The 21377-nt window shown below is 59.7% G+C and carries 21 protein-coding genes; 11 read left to right on the top strand and 10 right to left on the bottom strand.

The window, feature by feature from the left end; all coding sequences use genetic code 11:
- Positions 1-239 precede the first annotated feature (239 nt).
- The 4 genes from ACZ5G6_RS11010 (at position 240) to ACZ5G6_RS10995 (ending at position 4331) form a co-directional block, all read left to right on the top strand.
- Positions 240-749 carry a hypothetical protein gene (locus ACZ5G6_RS11010; protein ID WP_498691519.1) on the top strand — a complete coding sequence of 170 codons (510 nt, stop codon included), beginning with the start codon at positions 240-242 and terminating at the stop codon, positions 747-749.
- Positions 746-2047, top strand: coding sequence for a hypothetical protein (locus tag ACZ5G6_RS11005; protein ID WP_498691516.1), 1302 nt, complete (start codon positions 746-748; stop codon positions 2045-2047). The genes ACZ5G6_RS11010 and ACZ5G6_RS11005 overlap by 4 nt, the downstream gene beginning before the upstream one ends.
- Positions 2044-2817 (top strand): TatD family hydrolase, encoded by a 774-nt coding sequence (locus ACZ5G6_RS11000; protein WP_498691513.1) that lies wholly within the window; start codon positions 2044-2046, stop codon positions 2815-2817. Before ACZ5G6_RS11005 ends, ACZ5G6_RS11000 begins: the two co-directional genes overlap by 4 nt.
- A gap of 482 nt (positions 2818-3299) precedes the next feature.
- Positions 3300-4331, top strand: coding sequence for a DUF4192 domain-containing protein (locus ACZ5G6_RS10995; protein WP_498691509.1), 1032 nt, complete (start codon positions 3300-3302; stop codon positions 4329-4331).
- A gap of 117 nt (positions 4332-4448) precedes the next feature.
- Here ACZ5G6_RS10995 and ACZ5G6_RS10990 read toward each other — a convergent pair whose 3' ends face one another.
- Positions 4449-5075 carry a TetR/AcrR family transcriptional regulator gene (locus tag ACZ5G6_RS10990; protein ID WP_498691507.1) on the bottom strand — a complete coding sequence of 209 codons (627 nt, stop codon included), beginning with the start codon at positions 5073-5075 and terminating at the stop codon, positions 4449-4451.
- A gap of 94 nt (positions 5076-5169) precedes the next feature.
- Here ACZ5G6_RS10990 and ACZ5G6_RS10985 point away from each other — a divergent pair, with 94 nt between their 5' ends.
- From ACZ5G6_RS10985 to ACZ5G6_RS10975, 3 genes are all read left to right on the top strand, one after another.
- Positions 5170-5553 (top strand): nuclear transport factor 2 family protein, encoded by a 384-nt coding sequence (locus tag ACZ5G6_RS10985; protein ID WP_498691506.1) that lies wholly within the window; start codon positions 5170-5172, stop codon positions 5551-5553.
- Between the two features lie 139 nt (positions 5554-5692).
- Positions 5693-6772 carry an NADPH dehydrogenase NamA gene (gene namA / locus ACZ5G6_RS10980; RefSeq protein ID WP_498691505.1) on the top strand — a complete coding sequence of 360 codons (1080 nt, stop codon included), beginning with the start codon at positions 5693-5695 and terminating at the stop codon, positions 6770-6772.
- 196 nt (positions 6773-6968) lie between these two features.
- Complete coding sequence (locus tag ACZ5G6_RS10975) at positions 6969-7676, top strand: FadR/GntR family transcriptional regulator (RefSeq protein WP_498691503.1); 708 nt, start codon at positions 6969-6971, stop codon at positions 7674-7676.
- A gap of 137 nt (positions 7677-7813) precedes the next feature.
- Here the strand turns inward: ACZ5G6_RS10975 and ACZ5G6_RS10970 are convergent, their stop codons facing one another.
- The 3 genes from ACZ5G6_RS10970 to ACZ5G6_RS10960 all read right to left on the bottom strand — a co-directional run bounded on the left by ACZ5G6_RS10970 (position 7814) and on the right by ACZ5G6_RS10960 (position 10538).
- On the bottom strand, positions 7814-8557 hold the full coding sequence (locus ACZ5G6_RS10970; RefSeq protein WP_039240889.1) for an amino acid ABC transporter ATP-binding protein: 744 nt from the start codon (positions 8555-8557) through the stop codon (positions 7814-7816).
- A complete protein-coding gene (locus ACZ5G6_RS10965) occupies positions 8557-9531 on the bottom strand; it encodes an amino acid ABC transporter permease (RefSeq protein ID WP_498691498.1) in 975 nt (324 codons plus the stop codon). The genes ACZ5G6_RS10970 and ACZ5G6_RS10965 overlap by 1 nt, the downstream gene beginning before the upstream one ends.
- A 134-nt stretch (positions 9532-9665) precedes the next feature.
- Positions 9666-10538, bottom strand: coding sequence for an ABC transporter substrate-binding protein (locus ACZ5G6_RS10960; protein WP_498691495.1), 873 nt, complete (start codon positions 10536-10538; stop codon positions 9666-9668).
- Between the two features lie 301 nt (positions 10539-10839).
- Between ACZ5G6_RS10960 and ACZ5G6_RS10955 the strand changes: the two genes are divergently transcribed.
- Positions 10840-11610: a gamma-glutamyl-gamma-aminobutyrate hydrolase family protein gene (locus ACZ5G6_RS10955; protein WP_498691492.1), complete on the top strand. Its 771-nt coding sequence runs from the start codon at positions 10840-10842 to the stop codon at positions 11608-11610.
- Positions 11611-11931: 321 nt separating this feature from the next.
- Here ACZ5G6_RS10955 and ACZ5G6_RS10950 read toward each other — a convergent pair whose 3' ends face one another.
- The 6 genes from ACZ5G6_RS10950 to ACZ5G6_RS10925 all read right to left on the bottom strand — a co-directional run bounded on the left by ACZ5G6_RS10950 (position 11932) and on the right by ACZ5G6_RS10925 (position 18438).
- Complete coding sequence (locus tag ACZ5G6_RS10950) at positions 11932-13251, bottom strand: MFS transporter (RefSeq protein WP_498691491.1); 1320 nt, start codon at positions 13249-13251, stop codon at positions 11932-11934.
- 122 nt (positions 13252-13373) lie between these two features.
- Positions 13374-14867 (bottom strand): NAD-dependent succinate-semialdehyde dehydrogenase, encoded by a 1494-nt coding sequence (locus ACZ5G6_RS10945; RefSeq protein WP_498691489.1) that lies wholly within the window; start codon positions 14865-14867, stop codon positions 13374-13376.
- Positions 14860-15774: an alpha/beta fold hydrolase gene (locus ACZ5G6_RS10940; protein ID WP_498691487.1), complete on the bottom strand. Its 915-nt coding sequence runs from the start codon at positions 15772-15774 to the stop codon at positions 14860-14862. The genes ACZ5G6_RS10945 and ACZ5G6_RS10940 overlap by 8 nt, the downstream gene beginning before the upstream one ends.
- A complete protein-coding gene (locus ACZ5G6_RS10935; protein WP_498691486.1) occupies positions 15761-16171 on the bottom strand; it encodes a hypothetical protein in 411 nt (136 codons plus the stop codon). The genes ACZ5G6_RS10940 and ACZ5G6_RS10935 overlap by 14 nt, the downstream gene beginning before the upstream one ends.
- Before the next feature lie 89 nt (positions 16172-16260).
- On the bottom strand, positions 16261-17586 hold the full coding sequence (locus tag ACZ5G6_RS10930) for an MFS transporter (protein WP_498691482.1): 1326 nt from the start codon (positions 17584-17586) through the stop codon (positions 16261-16263).
- Between the two features lie 174 nt (positions 17587-17760).
- Positions 17761-18438, bottom strand: a complete 678-nt coding sequence (locus ACZ5G6_RS10925; protein WP_431114760.1) for a GntR family transcriptional regulator — start codon at positions 18436-18438, stop codon at positions 17761-17763.
- Positions 18439-18589: 151 nt separating this feature from the next.
- On the opposite strand from ACZ5G6_RS10925, the gene ACZ5G6_RS10920 reads away from it, so the two are divergent.
- From ACZ5G6_RS10920 to ACZ5G6_RS10910, 3 genes are read left to right on the top strand one after another with little or no spacing between them, the layout of a single operon-like run.
- Complete coding sequence (locus tag ACZ5G6_RS10920; protein WP_498691479.1) at positions 18590-19708, top strand: alcohol dehydrogenase catalytic domain-containing protein; 1119 nt, start codon at positions 18590-18592, stop codon at positions 19706-19708.
- Positions 19705-20457 carry an SDR family oxidoreductase gene (locus ACZ5G6_RS10915; protein ID WP_498691477.1) on the top strand — a complete coding sequence of 251 codons (753 nt, stop codon included), beginning with the start codon at positions 19705-19707 and terminating at the stop codon, positions 20455-20457. The genes ACZ5G6_RS10920 and ACZ5G6_RS10915 overlap by 4 nt, the downstream gene beginning before the upstream one ends.
- A complete protein-coding gene (locus tag ACZ5G6_RS10910; protein ID WP_498691475.1) occupies positions 20451-21362 on the top strand; it encodes an NAD(P)-dependent oxidoreductase in 912 nt (303 codons plus the stop codon). The genes ACZ5G6_RS10915 and ACZ5G6_RS10910 overlap by 7 nt, the downstream gene beginning before the upstream one ends.
- The last annotated feature ends 15 nt before the right edge of the window (positions 21363-21377 follow it).

The following is a 21377-nucleotide window of genomic DNA, read 5'->3' as shown; positions in this document are numbered from 1 at the left end:
GGCTCGATGGGCCTGGGCTACCTGGAGCACCAGATGGCGCCGAACCCGGCAATCCTGGCGAAGCTTCGCCTTCCGGTACTCCTGCTCAGGGGCCTCAGATAGACCTGGGACCAGCACTGCGTATCCTGCTGCGGTCACGTGGAAGCGGCGGTGGTGACGGTCCTGGTTCCGGCGGTGGCGGTGGCCGCGGAGGAGGCGGAGGTCGCTTCTCCGGCGGTGCAACACGCTCTGTGGGACGAGTGTCGAGAGCTGCCGGACGCGCTGGTCGCCTCGCCCTGGCGTACTCCGGCGGCAATCGGGAAGCTCTCCGAGAGGCTGGGCTCAACTACGACGACCTGCAAGCACTCGGTGACCCCGTCGCGATTAGCATCAAGATCATTGAAGCAGCCTTCGGAGCTCCCGCAGATAGCACCATAGCTGACGCTGAGGAGCGTTGCATCGTAGCCGATGTCGTGACATGGATCCTTGAGCAGCCAGTGGATCAACCGCCAACGCCTGAAGAAGTTGTACGGAAGTCGATCGAGACAACCATTGCCGAGACCGCATTGACGGAAGTTTCATCCACCATCTACACCAAGGATGTTAGCTACGAAAAGCGCATCGGTGTCGAGCGACAGATCCGGGATGTCGCCGCCGAATATGCGGCGCAGGCATCTCTCACCCCCACCGGGGCCACGGAGCAAGAGATGGCTCGAGCCATTGAGACTGGAATCCGGGACATCGGAACGATCTTCGGGGTGCAGTCATGACACGGATACTCCTGACCCTCTCTGACGCAGCCGCTAACGTAGCTCTTCAAAGTGGCAGCTATGACGAAACGTTCTTATGGACACGTGACGGACGATCGACATTTGTGGGCGCCGTTGATCCTCATCTGGGCGGACTCGGTGCGGTTAACCCACTGAACGTCGATCTCGTGCGGATAGCGCTGGCTGTTTTCAGTGCCGACCGATCAGTGCTCCGGGAAGGTCGCGGATCGAGCTGGAACGCACGCAACTTCGACATCACCGTCGAAGTGAATGATCCCGCCACATGGACCGCGCACACAAAACAACTCAGTCAACTCGTTGGCTTCCTCTCGGGAGACCACTGGGATTTTCAATTCACACAAGCTGCCGCCCCTGAAGTGGGAGTGCTGCCCCTTGAGGAACAACACTTCGACCGTACGGTCTTACTGAGCGGTGGCGCCGATTCGGCGGCGGGCGCGTTGCTGTCAGCCATAGAACTAGGTGCAGGGAAATCTCATGCTCTAGTCTCCCAGTTCAGTTCGACAGCACTCTCGCCTATCCAGCAGAACATCGTGTCTGCTATCGAACGGCTCGCGCCGGGAGTGCAGCAGGTGCACCGCCAATTCAGACTCCACCGTGGCTCGAAGCGACTGGATGGGACACGATTCAAGGATGAACCCTCGAGTCGCTCACGCTCATTACTGTTCTTGGCCCTGGGACTGGCCGTCGCTGAGCGAGCCAACTCGAAGTTGTGGATACCTGAAAACGGCTTCGCTTCGCTAAACCCGCCTCTCGGCGCTGATCGTCGTGGAAGCTTGTCTACGCACACCACCCACCCACGATTCCTTCGAGAACTGAGCGACCTGATGCGAAGTATCGGTGGCCACGGAGAGATAGAGAACCCCTTCGAAGGCCTCACCAAAGGTGAGATGTTTCAGCGGGTGGCGGCTGCAGTGGGCACCGACGCGGCATCGGCGTACCTGTCCGCGACGAACTTGTGTTCACACACGGATGCTCGCTATAGCGGTGCGCCAGCAGGCGCCTCTTGCGGGGTGTGTTTCGGGTGCCTCATAAGAAAGTCGTCGTTCAATGCCTCAGGAATGCCAGATAAAACGAGCTACCTCGTGGACGATGCTAGTGGCCGCTTCAGCGCCTTCGTGAAGCAGAAATCGATAGTAGAACCTATGCGGGACTTTGCCCGTCGCGGCATCCATCCACGCGACGTGATGACGATGTCACTCCCCCAGGACTATACCGCCAAGGATGCACTCGCGCTTTGCGAGCGAGGCATCGAGGAACTTCGGAGCTTGCTCGGATGACCAGACAACTCCCGCCGCTTGATTTACATGCGCATATTGACCCAAAGACGAGCGCCGCCGACCTGGAGCGGCTAGGAGCCGTTGTTTTTGCCGCCACCAGGACCCTCGACGAATACAAGAGCGTCAGGGGACGGGACGATCAAGTCACTATCTGGGGCGTGGGATGCCATCCCAGTCTCGCCGAAGCGCAAAGCGGCTTTGACCGAGATATTTTCGCCGAACACATCTCCTCAAGCGCCTTCGTCAGCGAAGTTGGACTCGATGGTCGATCCAAAGTGCCGATGACTCAACAACGCGAGGTCTTCCGGTCGATCCTTGCTGAGCTACGGAAGACGCCCCGTATCCTCTCCATCCACAGCTCAGGCGCTACAGCAGGAACAATTGAAGCCCTGGAGGCAGTACAAGTGAAGGGCGCAGTGCTGCACTGGTGGCGCGGCACTGAAGCGCAGACGCAACGAGCGTTGGACCTCGGTTGCCGATTTTCAGTCAATGCGGCAAACATGAAGGCGGCTAGCGATCTGGCGATGATTCCTTTGGATCGTCTCCTCATTGAGACCGATCATCCGTCGGGAGATCGCAACTCCCCCGCCCCTAGGCAGCCAGGTGCCATAACAGATGTCGAAGAATCGCTCGCCAAATTGCATGGAACAACAACTGTAGAGATCCGCCGCCGAACTTGGGTCAACTTCTCCAACCTTGTTGCTGAGGTTGGCGTGGATGCGCTACTCCCGAACCCTATTCAACGAATGCTGACCGCCGTACGAAAGTAGCTTGCACCCCTCATACTGATGAAGCTGCGTTGCGACACTATCGTGAGTCCTAGCTGCCCCAGGCGAGAGTCGTGGCCCGGTTAGCCGGGACGCATGCACTTTCACCCACGTGAAATGAATCGCCGCGCACGCCACACAGCTCAGTCTCCGGGCCAATCTTCCATTACCGGATAGTGCCGATAACGGCGCATATGTCGGGACTGGAAGCAGCCCCCCGACCGACCCGGCGCAGCGATCCCGCCAAGTGATGGCACACACCGAAGAATATGGCAGCTCACGTCATGGCGCCGCGCGTCAGCCGGCCCATGAACAGACAGAAGCAACAACGCTGTTTGTCATTCTGATATCCCGATCATCGCTGGACGGTACACCGCCTAACCAGGGCGCTGACGCGGCGGACCCGGTCCCCTGAATTGCACTTCAGCCTCTATCAGAACGGCCCAAATACCAAAGGCACAGCGCACGCACAAAGGAACAGGACAATGAATGCGCTCACCATCAAAGACCCAGCCGATCTACTCAGCTTCATCGGGCACACCCTAGGCTTCTGGCCCCAAGAGAGTCTCGTCTGCATCACCCTGGACAAAGGCAAGGTCGGCGCCACCCTCCGCATCGATCTGCCCCGCCAACCCGGAACGGAACTCCCCTATGCCCGAACCGTCAGCAGCTACCTCACCAGTGACGCCAGCGCGACGAGCATCGTCTTCGCCCTCTACACCTCAGCCCGCTGCGAACCCGGCCAGCCCAAACCACATGCAGCGACCATTGCCGCGCTCACCGGAGTACTCGCCGAGAACGGCATCAGCATCCGCGACGGCATCTTCGTCAGCGACACCACCTACTCCCCCTACGACAGCGAACCCGGACAAGACATCAGCCTGCCCATCAGCAGCACTGAATACAGCCGCGTCAACGCCGAATTCATCTACCGCGGCAGCACCATCGAACCCACCAACCGCATCACCCTCCCAACACCGACCCACGAAGCAGACCACGCCACCGCCGTCGAAAACCGCATGAACACCATCCGAACCCAGGCACCCCATCAAGCCGCGCTACAAGCCAGCCAGCTCTGGACAACCATGCTCGGCACCAACAACTTCCCCACCGACGAAGACTGCACCACGCTCATCGCGAACTTCCAGTTCCCTCACATCCGCGACCGGCTCATGGCAGACATCCCCGGCATCAAGGAACCACCACAGCACATCCTCTTCGCCCAAACCCAGTCCACGCCCAAATGGTCGAGGGTTGAGTGGGCACAACAGCTCCTCATTCATGCCTACACCAGAACCAGCCCACAACACGCAGCACCCATCCTCACCACCATCGGCTACATCAACTGGTGGGAAGGCCGAGGATCCAAAGCACACCAATACATGCAACTCGCCCTCGACACAGACCCCAGCTACCGCTTCGCACGACTCACCGACCAAATGCTCGGAGCCGGAATCATCGCTGGCTGGAACACCAATAAAAACACCGCCTACAAAACACGCCTCGATATGCCGTAGGTCGAGACCGCGGTCAGCTTACAGCTAGCTCGTCACGGCCTCCAACAGACCATTTGTGGTTTGACTCGGAGTCCGCGGCTTCGCCTATAGGGCTCCCCTCTACTCCCCATATTTTCGCTACTTGGCTCCCGGGATCATGCGTAGCCCCACAGCCATCTGCCTTCGCAACATCTCTGACGGGACGCCGTCATGCGCTCGGAGTGCAAGTCCTTCGGAAAGCATGTTAATCGCGTGCGCGAGCGCGAGAGTGTCTGTCCCAGCGATGATCTGGCCGCTTCGAACACCCAAATCGAGCTTGTCCTGAAAACGGCGCACTCCGTCGTCTCCGATAGCTGCGAGTGCGCGTGCGACGTCACTATCGCGGTCTTCCAAACTCACAGCAGAATGGACTACCAAACACCCGAGGTGAGGCCCTGGCGCCGTTATTACGTCCACAAAATCTTCGAAGAATCGTTTGAAGGCTTCTGCGACCCGAGGTTCTTGATCGAAGGTATCCCATACGGGATCCCAGAAGGTGCGCTCATAGTGGTCAACGACGTTAATGAACAGCTGCGCTTTGCTGCCGAACGCCGCATACAGGCTCGGTGGGTTGATTCCGATGCCAGCGCACAGCTGGCTTACCGACGTCGCCTCGTAGCCGTGCTCCCAGAACATGTCCATCGCAGCCTCAAGCGCTTGCTTCTCATCGAAGGCCCGTCGTCGACCGCGCGCGGCATCCCGGGGCTTCGCGCTGGACGTGGACATAAGCACCTCACAGAGTTGACGACTAACTGTAGCGCTCACTACAGTATCATCTGTAGCGACCGCTACAGAATGCTTTTGAACACAAGGAGTGCTGGTGTCCGAGAAAACCTACGTCCAGGAATACAATGCCGTGCTGGAGGCGCTGTCGAAGTACATCGAAGGGTGCGCAAAAGCTGACGGCTCCATCATGCGGCCAGCGTTCCACCCCGAGGCGGTGATGTTTACCACCGCCGAATCCACGGTTTCACGGGTTCCGATCCAGACACTGTTCGACGAGATCGAAACAGCGTTCAACCCTTCGAACCCGAACTCTGCAGTCGTAAGTGTCGACATTGTGGGCAGTGTTGCCAGTGCGCGGGTCGACACCGACAACCTCGATGGTTTCCGTTTCAGCGATTTCTTCCACCTGCTGAAGGCTGACGGTGAGTGGCAGATCGTTGCGAAGACTTTCCACACACACTCCACCCCTGCGAGCTGACACTCGCTGGCATCGGGGCTGGCCCTCCACCCGCCCCGATGCCCTCACCCCAAGGGCTAAAGCTTCGGCTATCCGCTTTAGCGCGCCTGGCACGCCCCCGACTCAACAGGCCTTCACCGCACTATTTCAAGGAGTTTTCTTGACCGCAACACTTTTCGATCCCTATACGATCCGTGGGGTCTCTTTCCGGAACCGCATCGTTATGTCCCCTATGTGCATGCACTCCGCGACAGCCGATGGAGTCGCCACTGACTTCCACGTCCTGCATTATGGATCCCGTGCACTAGGTGGCACTGGTCTGGTTATCACCGAGACTGCAGCGGTCACCCCCAATGGACCGATTGGGCCTGGAGACCTTGGGATCTGGGACGATGCACACATCCCGAACCTCCGCCGCATCGTGGACGCCGTCCACATGGTCGGCGGCCGCATCGGCGTGCAGATCGGCCACGCCGGCCGACAAGTCGGCCTCCCCGAGCAGACTGCCGTCGCGCCCTCCGCAATCGCGTGGGGACCGGAATCCCGGGTACCCGAGGAACTCACCCAAGACGGAATTGCAGAAATTGTCGATGCGTTCCGCGCCGCGGCAGCGCGCGCAAAGATGGCAGGCTTCGACGTCGTCGAGGTACACGCCGCCCACGGCTTCCTCCTCAACGAGTTCCTCTCCCCGATTTCGAACAAACGCACCGACGAGTATGGAGGAGACCACGCGGGCCGGTACCGCATCGTCCGCGAAGTCCTCGATGCAGTCCGCACCGAATGGAACGGGCCGCTCTTCGTCCGGATCTCCTCTACCGACTACGTCGACGGCGGCAACACCCCCGAGGACTTCATTGTGTTCGGTGCGTGGATGAAGGAACAAGGCGTGGACCTCATCGACGCATCCTCCGGCGGCACGGCACCCGTTAAGGTGTCGTCCTTTCCCGGATTCCAGGTCCCCGCTGCCGAGCTCATCCGCCGGGAAGTCGGTATCCCCACCGGCGCCGTGGGCCGCATCGAGAACGGGCAGCAAGCGGAGGACATCGTCAGGAACGGACGCGCCGACCTGGTGTTCATCGGCCGCGAGATGCTCAAGGATCCCTTCTGGGCACGAACTGCCGCGGACGATCTTAGGCATGCCATCCAACCGCCGGCACAGTACACACGCTACGGCTCCGTGTGGCAGCGCACTCAGCCACCGCTCCCCGCAGCCCCGCTTCATGAAACAGTCGCGGCCTAGGAAAGGCTCTTTACCTTCCGGCTGCAGAGCCGTGCAATTGGGCGCTACGAACTACGCAGGCAGAAGCCGGGGATAGCTCTGCCTGCGTAGCTGTAGATCAAACCTGCGGACGCACGACTGTCGTGCCGAACTTCCCAGTTCACTACGACGGCCAGGGGCGAAAGCCGGAATCACAATTTGGCCTTAAGATGGAACCATGCCCAATGAAGTGAATTCAGTCTCAGTTCCCCAAGGCGTGGCAGAGTACGTCAAGGGACTGATCCGCCGGGGCGAACTCGGCCCTGGTGACAGGCTTCCCCCAGAGCGGCAACTTGCTGAATCCCTCGGTGTAGCACGGGTGAGTCTTCGGGAAGCGTTCAAGCAGCTGCAGGAAGAGGGCTACATTGTCGTCCGGCGGGGCAAAACCGGCGGCAATTTCGTCACCGCCTTGAGTCAGCCACTTGCTGAGTGGCGCCGCAGCATGCTTGAGCAAGAGGAAGAACTGGACGACCTGACCACCGTGAGGGTCGCCATGGAGTCCCATGCTGCGACTCTGGCAGCCACACGGCGGACGCAAGACGACCTTGACGCCATGATGGCCGCCATCAACCAACAGGCGGCGGCATCCAACCGGGCCGAATACAGGCTTGCAGATTCTGCTTTCCATGACGCAGTAGCGAAGGCGGCAGGGAGTAAGCGACTGGAAGCTGCCATTCGAAATGCCCGCAGTGAGTTCTTCAGCCCGGCAGACATGCTGGACCACCCGGATCCTGTTGAGGACGATCAGCGACAGCACAAGCGTGTATTTGAAGCCATCAAGGACAGGGCTCCCCTGCTTGCACATGAAGCCATGCTGGATCACATCGAGCACACGCGCCACGAGATCCTGAGAATACTCAAATCAGAAGCTGAGCAGGTCTCCTAGAGACCTTTCCATTGAAACCGCGCAAGGCAGGTTCACCTGGCCGCGGTCAACGAAGACCATGACGAAAGCCCGGCAGGCCTCCACGGATGGACGACCTGCCGGGCTCGGGACTAACCGCTCGCGGGCAGAACCGGAGCTTACAGGCGCCCGGCCTCCACAATCTGCCGAAGGAATTCGCGTGTGCGTGGCTGAACCGGGTCACCGAATACCTGCTCGGGCGGCCCTTGCTCCAGGAGCCGTCCCTGTTCCAAGAAGACGACGAGGTCGGATACTTCGCGAGCGAAGTGCATTTCGTGGGTGGCAAGCATCATGGTCATCCCATCTGCCGCGAGCTCACGAACGATGTTGAGGACTTCGGCAACCAGTTCCGGGTCAAGCGCGGAAGTGATTTCGTCCAGGAGCACAGCTTTGGGCTCCATCGCGAGTGTCCGCATGATCGCTACGCGCTGCTGCTGACCACCGGATAGCTGCTCCGGAAAGTAGCTCGAGCGATTTCCAAGGTTGACCCGTTCGAGCAGAGCGTAGGCACGTTCACGCGCTTCCTCAGGGCGAAGTCCCAGGAGTTTGATGGGACCGATGGCAACGTTGTCCAAGACGCTCATGTGCGGAAAGAGGTTGAAGGACTGGAATACCATTCCCACGGTCCGGCGCAGACTGTTCACATTCACGCCAGGTCCACTGACTACGTCTCCGTCAATGCGGATCTCACCTGTATCTATCGGCTCCAAGGCATTGATGCATCGCAGCAGAGTAGATTTTCCGGATCCGGAGGCACCAATCAAAGTGACCACCTGATGCTGCTCGACCTGCAGGTCGATACCTTGCAGCACCGTATGGACGCCGTAGCTCTTGTGGAGGCCAACCAATTCAATGAAAGACATTATTTGCTTCCCTTTCGTCCACGGCGGGAAACGCCTCGCGCCAGCATCCAATCGACGAAGCGGGTCTGCGGGATAGTGATCAAGATAAAGAGGACGGCTACTACTGTGACTGACGAAAGGTTGAAGTTCGCCGATGAATAGAACTTGGCCTGATTGAACGCGTCCATCGTGCCAATAATGTTCACCAGCGAGGTGTCCTTCTGTAGTGAGATGAACAAACTGAGCAGGGGCGGGATGACCCCCCGAACGGCCTGGGGCAAGATGACGAACCGGAGCGTCTTTCCGAATGAGAATCCGAGCGAACGGGAAGCGGACCACTGCGACGGGTGGATTGCTTCTATGCCTGCCCTGTACGTCTCGGCGGTATAGGCGCTGAACGTCAGAGTCAGCGCAATAATGGCGAACCATTCCGGCGGCAGATCCGACAGTACGGGCAGCTGTAGTAGTGGCAGGCCAAATCCCACCAAGTAGATGACAATGATGGCTGGCACGGCGCGCAGGCAGTCGATGTAGGCGATAGCAATGGCCCGTACAGGGCGCCAGGCATTTCCGGGGGCAAGGCGGGCTACCGCCAACAGCAGCCCGAAAGCGAGGACGAAGATCTCGGTGATGACGGCGATCCAAATATTGAGGCCGAAAGCAGCAAGGACGTCGCCGGCGCTTTGAGCCATGAAATCCCAGCGGAGGAATGTCTTCTGGATGATTGCATCATTGACGGTGAGCATCACAGCGCCGGTGATGACGATAAGTACGGCAATGCCAAGACCGAAGGTGAAGGTTGCATCATGCAGCGATGCTGCACCGCTCGCCCTGGCGTCGAGAATCCGCCCTTCACTCACTTCCCTGGAAGCGCGAAGGGACCGACGTAGTGACCGCACCGCTATCCAGAGCACCGCGCCAGCCAACAACACACCGACAGTGCTCAAAAGCCAGCCAATTGCGTAGGGGGTGGCGCCCTCCTCTGATCCATTCATCGCAGCTGCGCCCAGGGCAGCGACAGCCACAAGAAGGGCCAAGGCGAAGACAGCCGCCGCCGATGAAAGCGCTCGACTCTTAGGCGGAGGGCTGAGACGTGGGGCCGCAGCTAGAGGCGAGGCAGCAACCGAGGTCACTTCACTACCCAGAACGGGACGGAATTAGGGTCAACTCCGAACGTCGGCTGAAGATAGTCCGCAGCCAGAGTCTTCAGCGTCCCGTCAGAGTCCAGTTCGCCAATGGCCTTGTCAATGGCGGCTGTGTTCTCAGAGTTTCGCGGAAGTACAACCCCGTAGCCTTGGTCGAGGGCTATCTGCCCTGTTACCGCCAGAGCACCACCGGTTTCTTTAACGCTGGTCAGAGCGATCGTTGTGTCTGTAACAACTGCGTCGACCTGCCCGGCTTTGAGCGCTGTGAAGATGTCCGCGGCGGACTGAAAGACTGCTGCCGGCTTGGTGGGCTTGAGCACATCCGCCACCCACTGTGCGCCAACATTGCCCTGCAGAACGGCGATCTTCGAGTCACGGAGGGTGTCCGCGGTGACCTTTGAATCCTTTTTCGTAGCAATGCCAAGGTTTGACGAGAAATACCGCTGTGAGAAGTCGAATACTTCCTTCCGCTTATCGGTGATTGTCACCGTCGCCAATCCGATGTCGTAACCTGATGCGGTTCCAGAGATGAACTGGTCCCACGCGAAGTTTTTCAGCTGGACTGATTTGAGTCCTGCTCGATGCGCGATATCGGCGGCCATGCAGTACTCAAATCCGCTCTTGACCGTGTCCGGGCTGGTTCCATTGGACCACCCAGGGTTCGGCAGAACGACGGCGACCGTCAGGACATCAGGCTTTTGGGTTTTGAGTTTGATGCTGTCTGGCTGCCCAGTGACTTTACAGTCCCCGAAGCCGGAGGCGTTACTGGGCGAGCTCGAGTTTGCAGAGCCACCGCATGCGGTGAGGGCGAGGACGCCGATTGTCAAAGCGACGGCGGCTAAGGATTGCTTCTTCATCTAATGCTCCAGGGAGTAGTGAGAAAGGGCGACGGCCTTCAGTTGCGACTGAGACCGCGGTCAACGGACATCCCATCCTCGCCGTAAAGGTCTGAGGTGTGGTCCATTAACCTTCCAACTATGAAACATGACACACTTTCAGGTGTCAAGAGTTCAGCAAATAGAGCCATAGCAGTGTTCTTGCATCCAGTTGACAGTCTTCAGCAGATGCGGCCATCCTGTTAAGGTATTTGGCTCGTACCTAATACCTCATGTTTCGCAACCAGTAATTGCTGGTCGACACCACACTCAGGAGCATATTTTGGCCACATCTGCATCGATTTCCCCGAGGATTGGCATTCCAATCCGCCTCTCTGGCCTCGGTTGCGGAGTCTCGGACCCGGTCCTTAAGGAAGCTGAGAGGGCCTTTGACGCAGTGGTCTCTCTAATACTGGAATCCGGCGCTGAACCGGTCCTTATCGGCCCCGCCAGCGATCTGGAGCTCGAAGAAACCTTCGCTTCCTGCCATGGATTCGTGCTTCCAGGCGGCGGAGATGTCAACCCGGTCCTTTTCGGCGCGTCCGCCGAGGATCCTTCTCTTTTCGGAGTCGATGAGGCACAAGACAGCCTTGACCTCGCCGCCATCCAGTACGGCATCGACCATGGCATCCCCGTGTTGGGCATATGCCGCGGCATGCAACTACTCAATGTTGCTTACGGCGGGTCCTTGCACATCGATTTAGGGCCCAGCAGCGTCTCACATGTAAGGAAGGGCGAAGAAGGTTCGAGAGACTTCTCCGTCCATGAGGTGGAACTCAAGCAGGGAAGCCGCGTTGCCGTCGCATTCGACGGTGAATCCCGAATCCCGGTGGCGTCGTTCCACCATCAGGCTGTTGATCTTCTAGGCGACGGACTGCGTCCCACCGCAGTGGCCGATGACGGTCTCCTTGAGGCCATCGAATCGGTGGACGATAACTGGATAGTCGGCATCCAGTGGCATCCGGAAGCGGACCTTCCTGCACCAACTTTGCGGCAGCCGCTGTTCGCCGCCCTGAAAGCCGAAGCCGAAAAGATGCTCCTTGGAATCAGCTGAACAAGAGCTCTGCCTGGATTTAGTTGGGTCGACCGCCTCATGCTCACGCATGCGTGGTGGCCGACCCACCTAACTCGCAAACGTTCAGCCCCCGTCGTTAGCGTTTGAGTGGGGCATGAGCCGGAGGCTCATCCGACACTGGCCCTAATTACTATCGGAGTCCTCATCCTGGATCGGGATCGGCATCGATTTGTAGAGCCCATCACAACATGCTTCGACAAGCCCCCTCCACAACATTCGGAGTCGCTCAGGGAATATCATGTATCCCCCCATTTTCGGCTCCGATCGACCAGCGGCCTGCATGGCCCTGGATGGCACTGCCTAGCCAGCATGGATGTCCTTCTTGAAAGTCTCCGGGAGCCACTTCAGAAGGATGGGAGCCGCGATGAGTGCCACCACTGCCATGTACCAGGCCGCCGACGTCGATGTTCCGGTCGAGCTTGCCAGCGCTGCCGCAATCAGCGGTCCAGGGCCGGCGACGATGGCGAGTCCCAGGTTGTAACCGAGTGCGCTGCCGCTGGACCGGGTGGAGGCCGGGAAGAGCTCCACGAGCAGTACCACGTTGGTTACACTGCACAGTGCTTGGCAGGCCCCGAAGAGGATGAGCCCTGCAACGATTGCCACGCCGTTCCCTGTTCCCATGAGCAGGAAGGACGGGATGGACAGCACAACAAAACCTACGGTTCCAAGAATATTCAGGCTGCGACGGCCAAAGCGGTCTGACAGGATGCCCGCCAAAGGGCACATCAGCAGATAGATGAACAAGCCGGCACCGCTGAGCATTAGCGCAGAGGCGCGGTCCAAACCAAGCGAGGTGGTCAGGTGGTTGTTCATGTACGTCGCCAGGTAATAGATGCCGAGCCCGGAGACGCTGGAGAACGCGAACGTGATCAGGATCGGTTTCAGGCCCTTCGTGCCTGCCTTGGCCAAAGGTGACCCAGCCAACCGGTCCTCCGACTTCATATTTTCAAAGACCGGGGTATCCCCCAGCTTCATGCGGATATAGAGACCGGCCAGGGACATGGGTGCCGCCAGGAGGAACGGTAGCCGCCATCCCCAGCCCGATAGGTCGTCCGGGGAAAGTGCAGAGCTAAGCCCGAGCGCAACGAAGCTTCCGACGATGAACGCCAAGGCAGCGGTACCGGAGATGAGGCTTGCATATAGCCCACGCTTATTGCTCGGGGCGCTTTCCACCAGGTAGGCGGCGGAGCCACTCCACTCACCACCAGCGGCGATACCCTGCACGCAACGGAGAAGGACCAGCAGAATGGGGGCCAGAAGACCGGCCACTGCGTACGTGGGAAGAAGGCCCATGACAGTCGTCGCCCCGCCCATGAGCAGAACTGACCATACGAGCGCGGCCTTGCGACCATGCTTGTCACCGATGGGGCCGAGAATGAATGCTCCCAGAGGGCGCATGATGAAGCCCACCGCAAAGACTGCGAACGCACTCAGCAGGGAAAGAATTGGGGTGCTTTCGGGGAAGAATAGTTTGCCGATGATGCTGGCAAAAAAGCCATAGACGGCGAAGTCGAACCATTCCATGAAGTTGCCGATGCCCACGGCGAGGGCAGTCTTGCGGCGGGTGGCTGCGGATGGTTCTGTGGTGCCGGGAATCGTTGTTGTGCTTGAGCTTTGCATAAAGACAACCTCTCTGTTGACGTCCGTTTGGGCATGAAATGGCCCCCGCCCCTGTTGCGAGCAAAGGGCGGGGGCCAATGTGTGGGCAATGCTCCGCGCTTACAAAAACGCGCGCATCGCGTTTAGTCCGCGTAAGGGTCCGCGATGGCGATGTACTGCGCGGTGGTGTATTCGGCGAGCCCTTCTGCTCCGCCTTCCCTTCCGAGCCCGGATTGTTTGACTCCGCCGAATGGGGCGGCTGCGTTGGAGATCATGCCGCTGTTGAAGCCGACCATGCCGAACTCGATTTGCTCGGCTACACGGAGCATCCGTGCATGGTCACGACTGAAGAGGTATGCAGCCAGACCGTACTCGGAGGCATTTGCCAGCCGGACTGCTTCTTCCTCGTTGCGGAAGGTCGTGACCGGAGCAACGGGACCGAAAATTTCGCTGGCCAGAATCGTTGCATCGTGCGGGACGTTGGCCAGAACAGTCGGCGGATAGAAGTAGCCAGCGCCGTCGCGCGGTGCGCCGCCGGTTGCCACAGTGGCCCCTTGCTCTACTGCTTCGGTGACCAGAGCGTGGATGTCCTTGCGGGCACCACCATCGATGATGGGCCCGACGGCGGTACCCGGGTCAGTGCCTCGGCCCAGCGTCAGTGAACCCATGGCCGCAGCAAACTTCGAGGTGAAGTCATCTGCGACCGATTCGTGCACCAGGAAACGGTTGGCTGCGGTGCAGGCTTCGCCCATGTTGCGCATCTTCGCTGCCATCGCGCCCTGGACTGCCTTATCCACGTCCGCGTCCTCGAACACGATGAAGGGGGCATTGCCGCCCAACTCCATCGACGTGCGCAGCACGTTGTGAGAAGCGTCCGCGAGCAGTCGTCGGCCAACCGGCGTCGAGCCCGTGAAGGAGACCTTCCGGAGGCGCGAGTCCTTCATCAGGGGGCCCGAGATTGCTGACGCGGATGATGAAGCGACAACGTTCAGCACACCGGCAGGCAGACCCGCTTCCTGCATCACCTGGGCGAACAACAGCGACGTCAGCGGCGTGAACTTCGCTGGCTTGAGGACCATGGTGCAGCCTGCCGCTACGGCCGGGGCAACCTTTCGAGTGGCCATCGCCAGCGGGAAGTTCCACGGTGTGATCAGCAGGCATGGTCCCACGGGCTTGCGTTGGACCAGGATCTTGTTCTTCCCCTCAGGGGACGTGAGGTAGCGGCCATAATCGCGTACCGTTTCCTCGGAGAACCACCGAAGGAACTCCGCTCCGTAGGTCACTTCGCCGCGGGCCTCGGCAAGAGGCTTTCCCATCTCCAGGGTCATCAGCAGCGCAAAGTCTTCGGCCCGTTCGGTGACAAGTTCAAAACCGCGACGCAGGATCTCCGCTCGGACGCGAGGGGCCGTCCGCGCCCAGGACGCTTGAACAGCGTCGGCAGCATCCAGTGCTGCCATGGCGTCGGCGCTGGTGGCGTCCGCGATCTCCAGGAGCTTCTTTCCCGTTGCGGGGTCTTCGACGGCGAACGTCCCGCCGCCGCTGGCATCGCGCCACTCGCCATCGATCAGCAGGCCTGTGGGGATAGTCGAGAGCAGAAGGCGCTCAAGTTCAGGGGTTACAGTAGCCGTTTCAGGCATTGCGGGTTCCTTCCAAAGCGAGTGAATCAAGATCATTACCGACGACGTCCGCGTGGAGTTCTTCGAGAATCGGCAGGAGGTAGGTTTTGAACAGCGGGTAGTTCTCCGCCATCGGGAAGTGCCCAATGTCCTTCATGGCACCACCCTTAGCCCCAGGGATTTCGGTGATGGCATCTGCCGTGTCGGCAGGAGTACAGGCGTGGTCGTACTCCCCCGTGAGCAAATACACCGGGCAGGCATTTGTGTCGATCTCATGTCCTCTGCCCCGGAGATCCAGGTCCTGGGAGTAGAAGTAGGTGTCACCGCGATAGATACCGGGGCCGCCTTGGCTGTAAATCCACCAGACTTCGCGGCGGGAAACCTCGGGGCTTTGCGGTGCCATCAAACTCGACGTCCACGTGGGGACAGACTGCTGGGCATTGACGTCCGGCCGCAAGGACCAGTCCTGGAAGCGCCCGTTGACCTTGAGCGCCCCCGACAACCCTATGACTGCCCCGATTTCATCAGAATGCCTTCGGGCCAGCTCCAACACAAGGGACCCCGCCATAGAGCAACCGATAACTGTGGGTTGCTCTATATTCAGTGCCGCCGCGAAGTCTCGGACAGTTGCGACGTAGGCGTCAGCCGTGAGGAGGTACTCTTCTTCCCACCAGCCTTCGGGCGGGAGGGACCGGCCATGCCAGGGGAGGTCGAATGCCACCACGCGGAAACGGCTGGTGATCTCCGGATCATTTAGCAGGTGCCGGAACTGGCGGGAGTCTGCACCCGCAGTATGCAGGCAGAGCAGGACCGGTCCGCTGCCGGCTTCTTCGAAGTAGATGCGCTGGTCACGGCCGGATGAGCGCAGGTTTACGTAGCGGCCAACGACATCTTCGATGCTGGCTACTGGTGTGTCAGTGCTGGACATGGAGGGCCTTTCCGAGGTCCACGAGGCGTGAGAGGACCCTGAGGTTGCGGACGAGTTCGACGTCGGAACCACCTAGAGTTACATCCGGGCTGTTCTTTCCGAGCGCAAGTAGGTCATGCAACAGCGGTTTAGGTTCTGGGTCGAAGATCTGTCCCCAGCCGGCTGGAGTGGCCGAAATGACAAAGTGCTCAAGCGGCAAGTCTTTCCAGGGTGTGGGAATGAGGCTGGAACCGTGGAAGTTCAGGGCAACGCGCCAGTTTCCTGGCGAAACTGCGTCAATCCAGAAGTTGCTGTATTTGCCGATGACCTGAAGCTCACGATCACTGTGCACTGCATTGGCGAGATGGGTGAACCACAATTCCGAAATGGCGGGAGGTGTGCCGGTAGTTGAAGTCATGAATGTCTTTCTGCGTTCGGGGAACGGACTCACCGTGCTCGGTTGCGGGGCCGGGGACACTAGCCCCCGCCTTGCAACCGCGATAAGACTCAGATGCTTAGTTCGTCCACGCGGACGGTGGAGTTGGCTTTGCTGTCTCGAATGGTTTTTGCAGTGGCGATGGCGATGAAGCCCAGCACTGCCGAAATGACCATGTACCAAGCGACCGCGTCGCTGGAGTGATACTGCTGAATCAGGAGGGTTGCGATGATCGGCACGGGTGCTGATGTGACGATGCCACCGAGCTGGTATGCGAGGGACGTGCCTGTGTAGCGGACTTCCGTGGGGAAGAGTTCTGCCGTGAAACCGGAGATCACGCCGTACGAGACGCCATGAAGTATCGGGAGCGCGATCACGAGCGCCAGCAGGATTCCCCAGAAGGTTCCTGTGCTGAACAGGGCGAAGACCGGGAATGCGCCCACTCCTACCAGGACGCAGCCGGTCAGCAGCACCTTCTTCTGGCTGTACTTATCCGCGAAGGTGGCGAAGAAGGGCAACGTGAATACCTGAAGGGAGGCGGCGATCATCAGCGCGACGAAGATCGTGCTTGAAGGGATGCCGAGTTGCTTGGGGCCGTAGCTGACCAAGAATACGGTTGCGATGTAGAACGTGAAGTTCGGCGCGAAACCGCAGAGAATACCGTGCATCAGGGAGCGCTTGTGGTGCTTGAAGACTTCAAACGCCGGCACCTTGGGGACTTCGTTCTTTTCCTGGATTTCCAGGAACTCAGGAGACTCGGTGACCTTGAGCCGGATCCACAGGCCAACGATGACCAACAGGATGGAGGCAACGAACGGGATCCGCCAGCCCCACGACAGAAGCTGGTCTTGAGGCATAAGTGCAATCAGCGCAAAGGTGCCGCTGGATAGGACAGTGCCGGCTGGAACGCCCGCTTGGGGGAAGCTGGCAAAGAAAGCCCGCTTGTTGGCTGGTGCGTGTTCCAGAGACATGAGCACAGCACCGCCCCATTCCCCGCCGACTGCGAAGCCCTGCAGGAACCGGCAGACCACGAGCAGAATCGGAGCCCAGATACCGATGGTGGCGTAGTTAGGGAGTAATCCCACCACGAGCGTGCCGAGTCCCATGGCCAGGACAGACCAAACGAGCATCTTCTTCCGGCCGATCTTGTCACCGAAGTGTCCAAAGAACGCGCCACCGAAGGGGCGGGCGATGAATGCCACCGCAAAGGTGGCGAATGAAGCAAGCGTGCCTGCAAACGGGTCAAGGGTGGGGAAGAACTGGCTGTTCAGCACCAAGACAGTGGCAGCGCCAAAGATGTAGTAGTCATACCACTCGATCGTGGTGCCGATGAAGCTGGCCATGGCGACCTTCGCCGGTGAAGGCGGCGACGCCAGTGTCGCGGATGATGCGCCCATTACGCTCAACCTTTCGAAACAGAGAGTTGGGGATCCAGTACTTATTGGAATGTCATAAGACCGTATTACGGTGTTATGAGCTTAGAACGCACATGTGATCCACGTCAACTCGCCATGAGGCAAAACAAAAGCTCCGGTTCACCATGGGCGAACCGGAGCTTGGAGGATGTGGAATCAGCTGGCGTGAAGTTTGCGCATCTCCCCCAGGGCCGCCTCTGCAGCATTGCGGACATGTTCTTCGCAGGCCAAGCGGGCTTCATCGGGATCGCGGTTGACTGCTGCCGCAGCTGTGATCCGGGTGATCTCAGCGATGGTCCGGGCATCACGGCCCGGAGCAGCCAGAGAGAGCGTACGGAGCATCTGAGTCCGGGCATTCACGCTTCGCAACATCCGTGCAATTTCCGCATTGCCGGTGCCATCGAGAAGCACGTCGTAATAGCGATCTTTAGCGGCCAGGCGCTTTTCAGGGTCCCCCGAGGCCACGGCGACCTTGACCTCACCAAGCCTGGAAACCAGCTCGGCACATTGCGCGTCACTCGCCCGCTCGGCGAAAAGGCTGCCGGCCAGTGATTCGAGTGCACGGCGTACCTCATAGAGGCTCTCCGCGTCGTGAATGCTGAGCGTGGCAACTTCAGGGCCTCGATTCGGGACCATCGTTACGAGCCCCTCGGACTCGAGCTGTCTGAGGGCTTCACGAATCACGGTCCGGCTCACGGAATACTTCTCGCACATTACCGTCTCGACGAGGCGGTCCCCGGGCGCAAATTCCTGGGCAACGATGGCTCGACGCAGCGCGTTGACCACTTCCGTGCGAAGCGGCGCAGCTGTTCTGCGGATGGCGTCAATAGTCATGGCATTCCTTCTAAAGGGTTTCACCATCATACGCGATAACGCCGAATGTGGGACTGGACACGTCTACAGGTATTACTGTAATACTGGATTAGCACAAATGCGGCTCACAGAGAATGATTCCGCCGGCGACGGCGGCGACTGGAGGAGAACGATGAAGTTCAGAGGAGCAGTTCTGGAAACCATCGGGGCGCCCACGCCCTGGGGGGACACCACTCCCATCAATGTGGCGGAGTTGACACTTGACGCACCGGGCCGCGGCGAAGTGCTCATCCGCATGGAAGCCGCGGGAGTCTGCCACTCGGATCTCTCGCGCGTCAGCGGTGTGCGCGTATGCGCCGTACCCATGGTCCTTGGTCACGAAGGTTCAGGCATCATCGAGGAACTCGGCGAAGACTGTGGCGACCTGAAGGTCGGACAGCGTGTCACGATGACCTTCATGCCGCGCTGCGGTGAATGCACCGCATGTACTTCCAGCGGCTGGGCGCTGTGCCTCGAAGGCACCAAAGCCAACGCGGAAGGAACGCTGCTTCACGGCGACCGACGCCTGCGCATCAACGGCCAACCCCTGGACCACCACGGTGGAGTTTCGGCGTTTGCTGAATACGCCGTTGTGGACAAGCATTCTGTCGTCCCCCTGCCCGAAGGTGTACCCGCCGACGTCGGCGCTCTTCTTGGTTGCGCTGTCCTCACTGGTGGCGGCGCGGTCATCAATGCCGCTAAAGTCCGCCCAGGTGAGTCTGTTGCAATTGTTGGCATGGGCGGCGTCGGCCTTGCAGCTGCACTTGTGGCAATAGCCGCTGGTGCAGGCGAAGTGGTTGCCATCGACATGCTCCCGTCCAAGCTGGAAACGTCGCTGGAGATTGGTGCCACTGCTGCTTACACACCCGCCGACGCAGCGGCCGCCGGCCTGAAGTTCGACGCCGTGATCGAGTGCGTGGGAAACCCCGCTGCGCTCTCCGGCGCCATCGAAATGACCAAACCAGGCGGCCGCACTGTGACCGTCGGGCTTCCCCGGCCCGATGCACGACTCGAAATCTCGCCCTTGAGCCTGGTTGTTGAGGCCCGTCAGATCATCGGCTCCTACATGGGCTCCGGTATTCCGTCGGAAGACATTGCGCGTTACGCCCAGATGTACTTGGACGGCGTGCTGCCAGTCGAAAAGCTCATCTCCGGCACCATCGCTCTGGACGACATCAATCACGCCATGGATGAACTCCGCGAGGGCAAAGTCATCCGTCAGATCATCGACCTCAAGGGAAACGCCTCGTGAATTTCACAGACCAAACCGTCATAGTCACTGGCGCCGGCAGCGGTATCGGCAGGGCAGCTGCCCTTCGATTCGCTGAGCTTGGCGCCAACGTGGTCATCGCTGACAAGAATGAAGAGGCGGCCCGGGAAGTTGCGAACGAGGCAGGCGCCAAGGCACTTGCAGTCACCGTCGACGTCAGCGACTCGGCCAGTGTCCGCTCCATGATCAAGACTGTCGTGGATAACTTCGGAGGCATTGATGTCCTGTGCAATAACGCGGGATTCGGGTTCCCAGGAAACGTGCTGGACATCGACGAGGACAACTGGGACCGCCTCATGTCCGTCAACCTCAAAGGCGTGTACCTCTGCTCTAAGTACGCCATCCCGGAACTCGCGAAAACGGGTGATGGCAGGATCGTGAACACGTCCTCGTACACAGCAAACGTTGGCATCCGCGACCGCGCCGCGTACGTGGCTTCCAAGGGCGGCGTATCGGCGCTGACGCGGGCTATGGCACTGGACCACGTGGATCAAGGCATTCGCGTCAATGCCGTGGCTCCAGGAACCATCAACTCGCCCTACTTCGACAAAATGATCGCCGAGTCGCCGGAACCGCAAGAGCTCGTTGACTCCCTCAACGGCCGTTCGCCCATGCATCGCATGGGGCGCCCGGAAGAAGTTGCCGAAGCCATTGTCTGGCTGGCAGCCAAAGAGTCCAGCTTCGCTACGGGATCTGTGCTCACCATCGATGGAGGAACATCAACATGGTAATCGCCGACACGCACGCATCCCTTTTTGTAGGACTCGGGAACATGGGCCGGCCGATGGCCATCAACTACTCCCCCGGACGCGAACTGTTCGTCTACGACACGAACCCTACGGTCGCCGCGGAGGTAGCTGCGGCTACGAACGGCACCGCTTTGCCGGACCTCGAGAACATCCCGTCCCACGTAGGGACCGTGATCCTCATGCTCCCCAACAGCAGGATCATCGAGTCCCTACTGCGCACCAGCCCGGGACTCCTGAAGCACCTGACGGCTGGAACCTTGATCATCGACATGAGCTCCTCCGAACCCGAAAGCACTGCAACCCTTGCTACTGAAGCAGCTGCCCTCGGCATCGATTACGTGGATGCACCGGTGTCGGGTGGCGTCGCAAAGGCTTTGACCGGGAAGCTGGCCATCATGGTAGGTGGCGACAGCACCGCCGTCGAACGCGCCAAACGGCATCTTCGTAACCTCGGCGAGTCCATCACCCATGTTGGGCCCGCTGGAACGGGACACGCAGCCAAAGCGCTGAACAACCTGCTGTCGGCCACCAACCTCGCCGCCGCCGCCGAGATTCTGACGGTGGCCGCAACGGCTGGAATTGCACCGGAGAAAATGCTGGAAGTCATCAATGGCTCCACAGGCCGCAGCCAGGCGTCGGAGTTCAAGTATCCCCGCCATATCCTGACTGGCACTTTTGATTCGGGCTTTGCCATGGACCTAATGCTCAAGGACCTGAAGATTGCCAGGAACCTTATTTCCCAGCAATCCGCCGAAGCGCCGATCGTACTCACCGCGCAGGAAACCGCCGAGAAAGCACGTGAGCTCTTGGACAGTGACCACCCGGACCACACCGAATTTGCCCGATACTACGAAAAACTCAACGGCACACCGCTGCGCGCCAGCTGATCGCCGCACCATCCG

The sequence above is a fragment of the Arthrobacter sp. TmtSoilC51 genome, from assembly GCF_055388015.1.
This window is presented reverse-complemented; position numbering and strand designations above follow the sequence as displayed.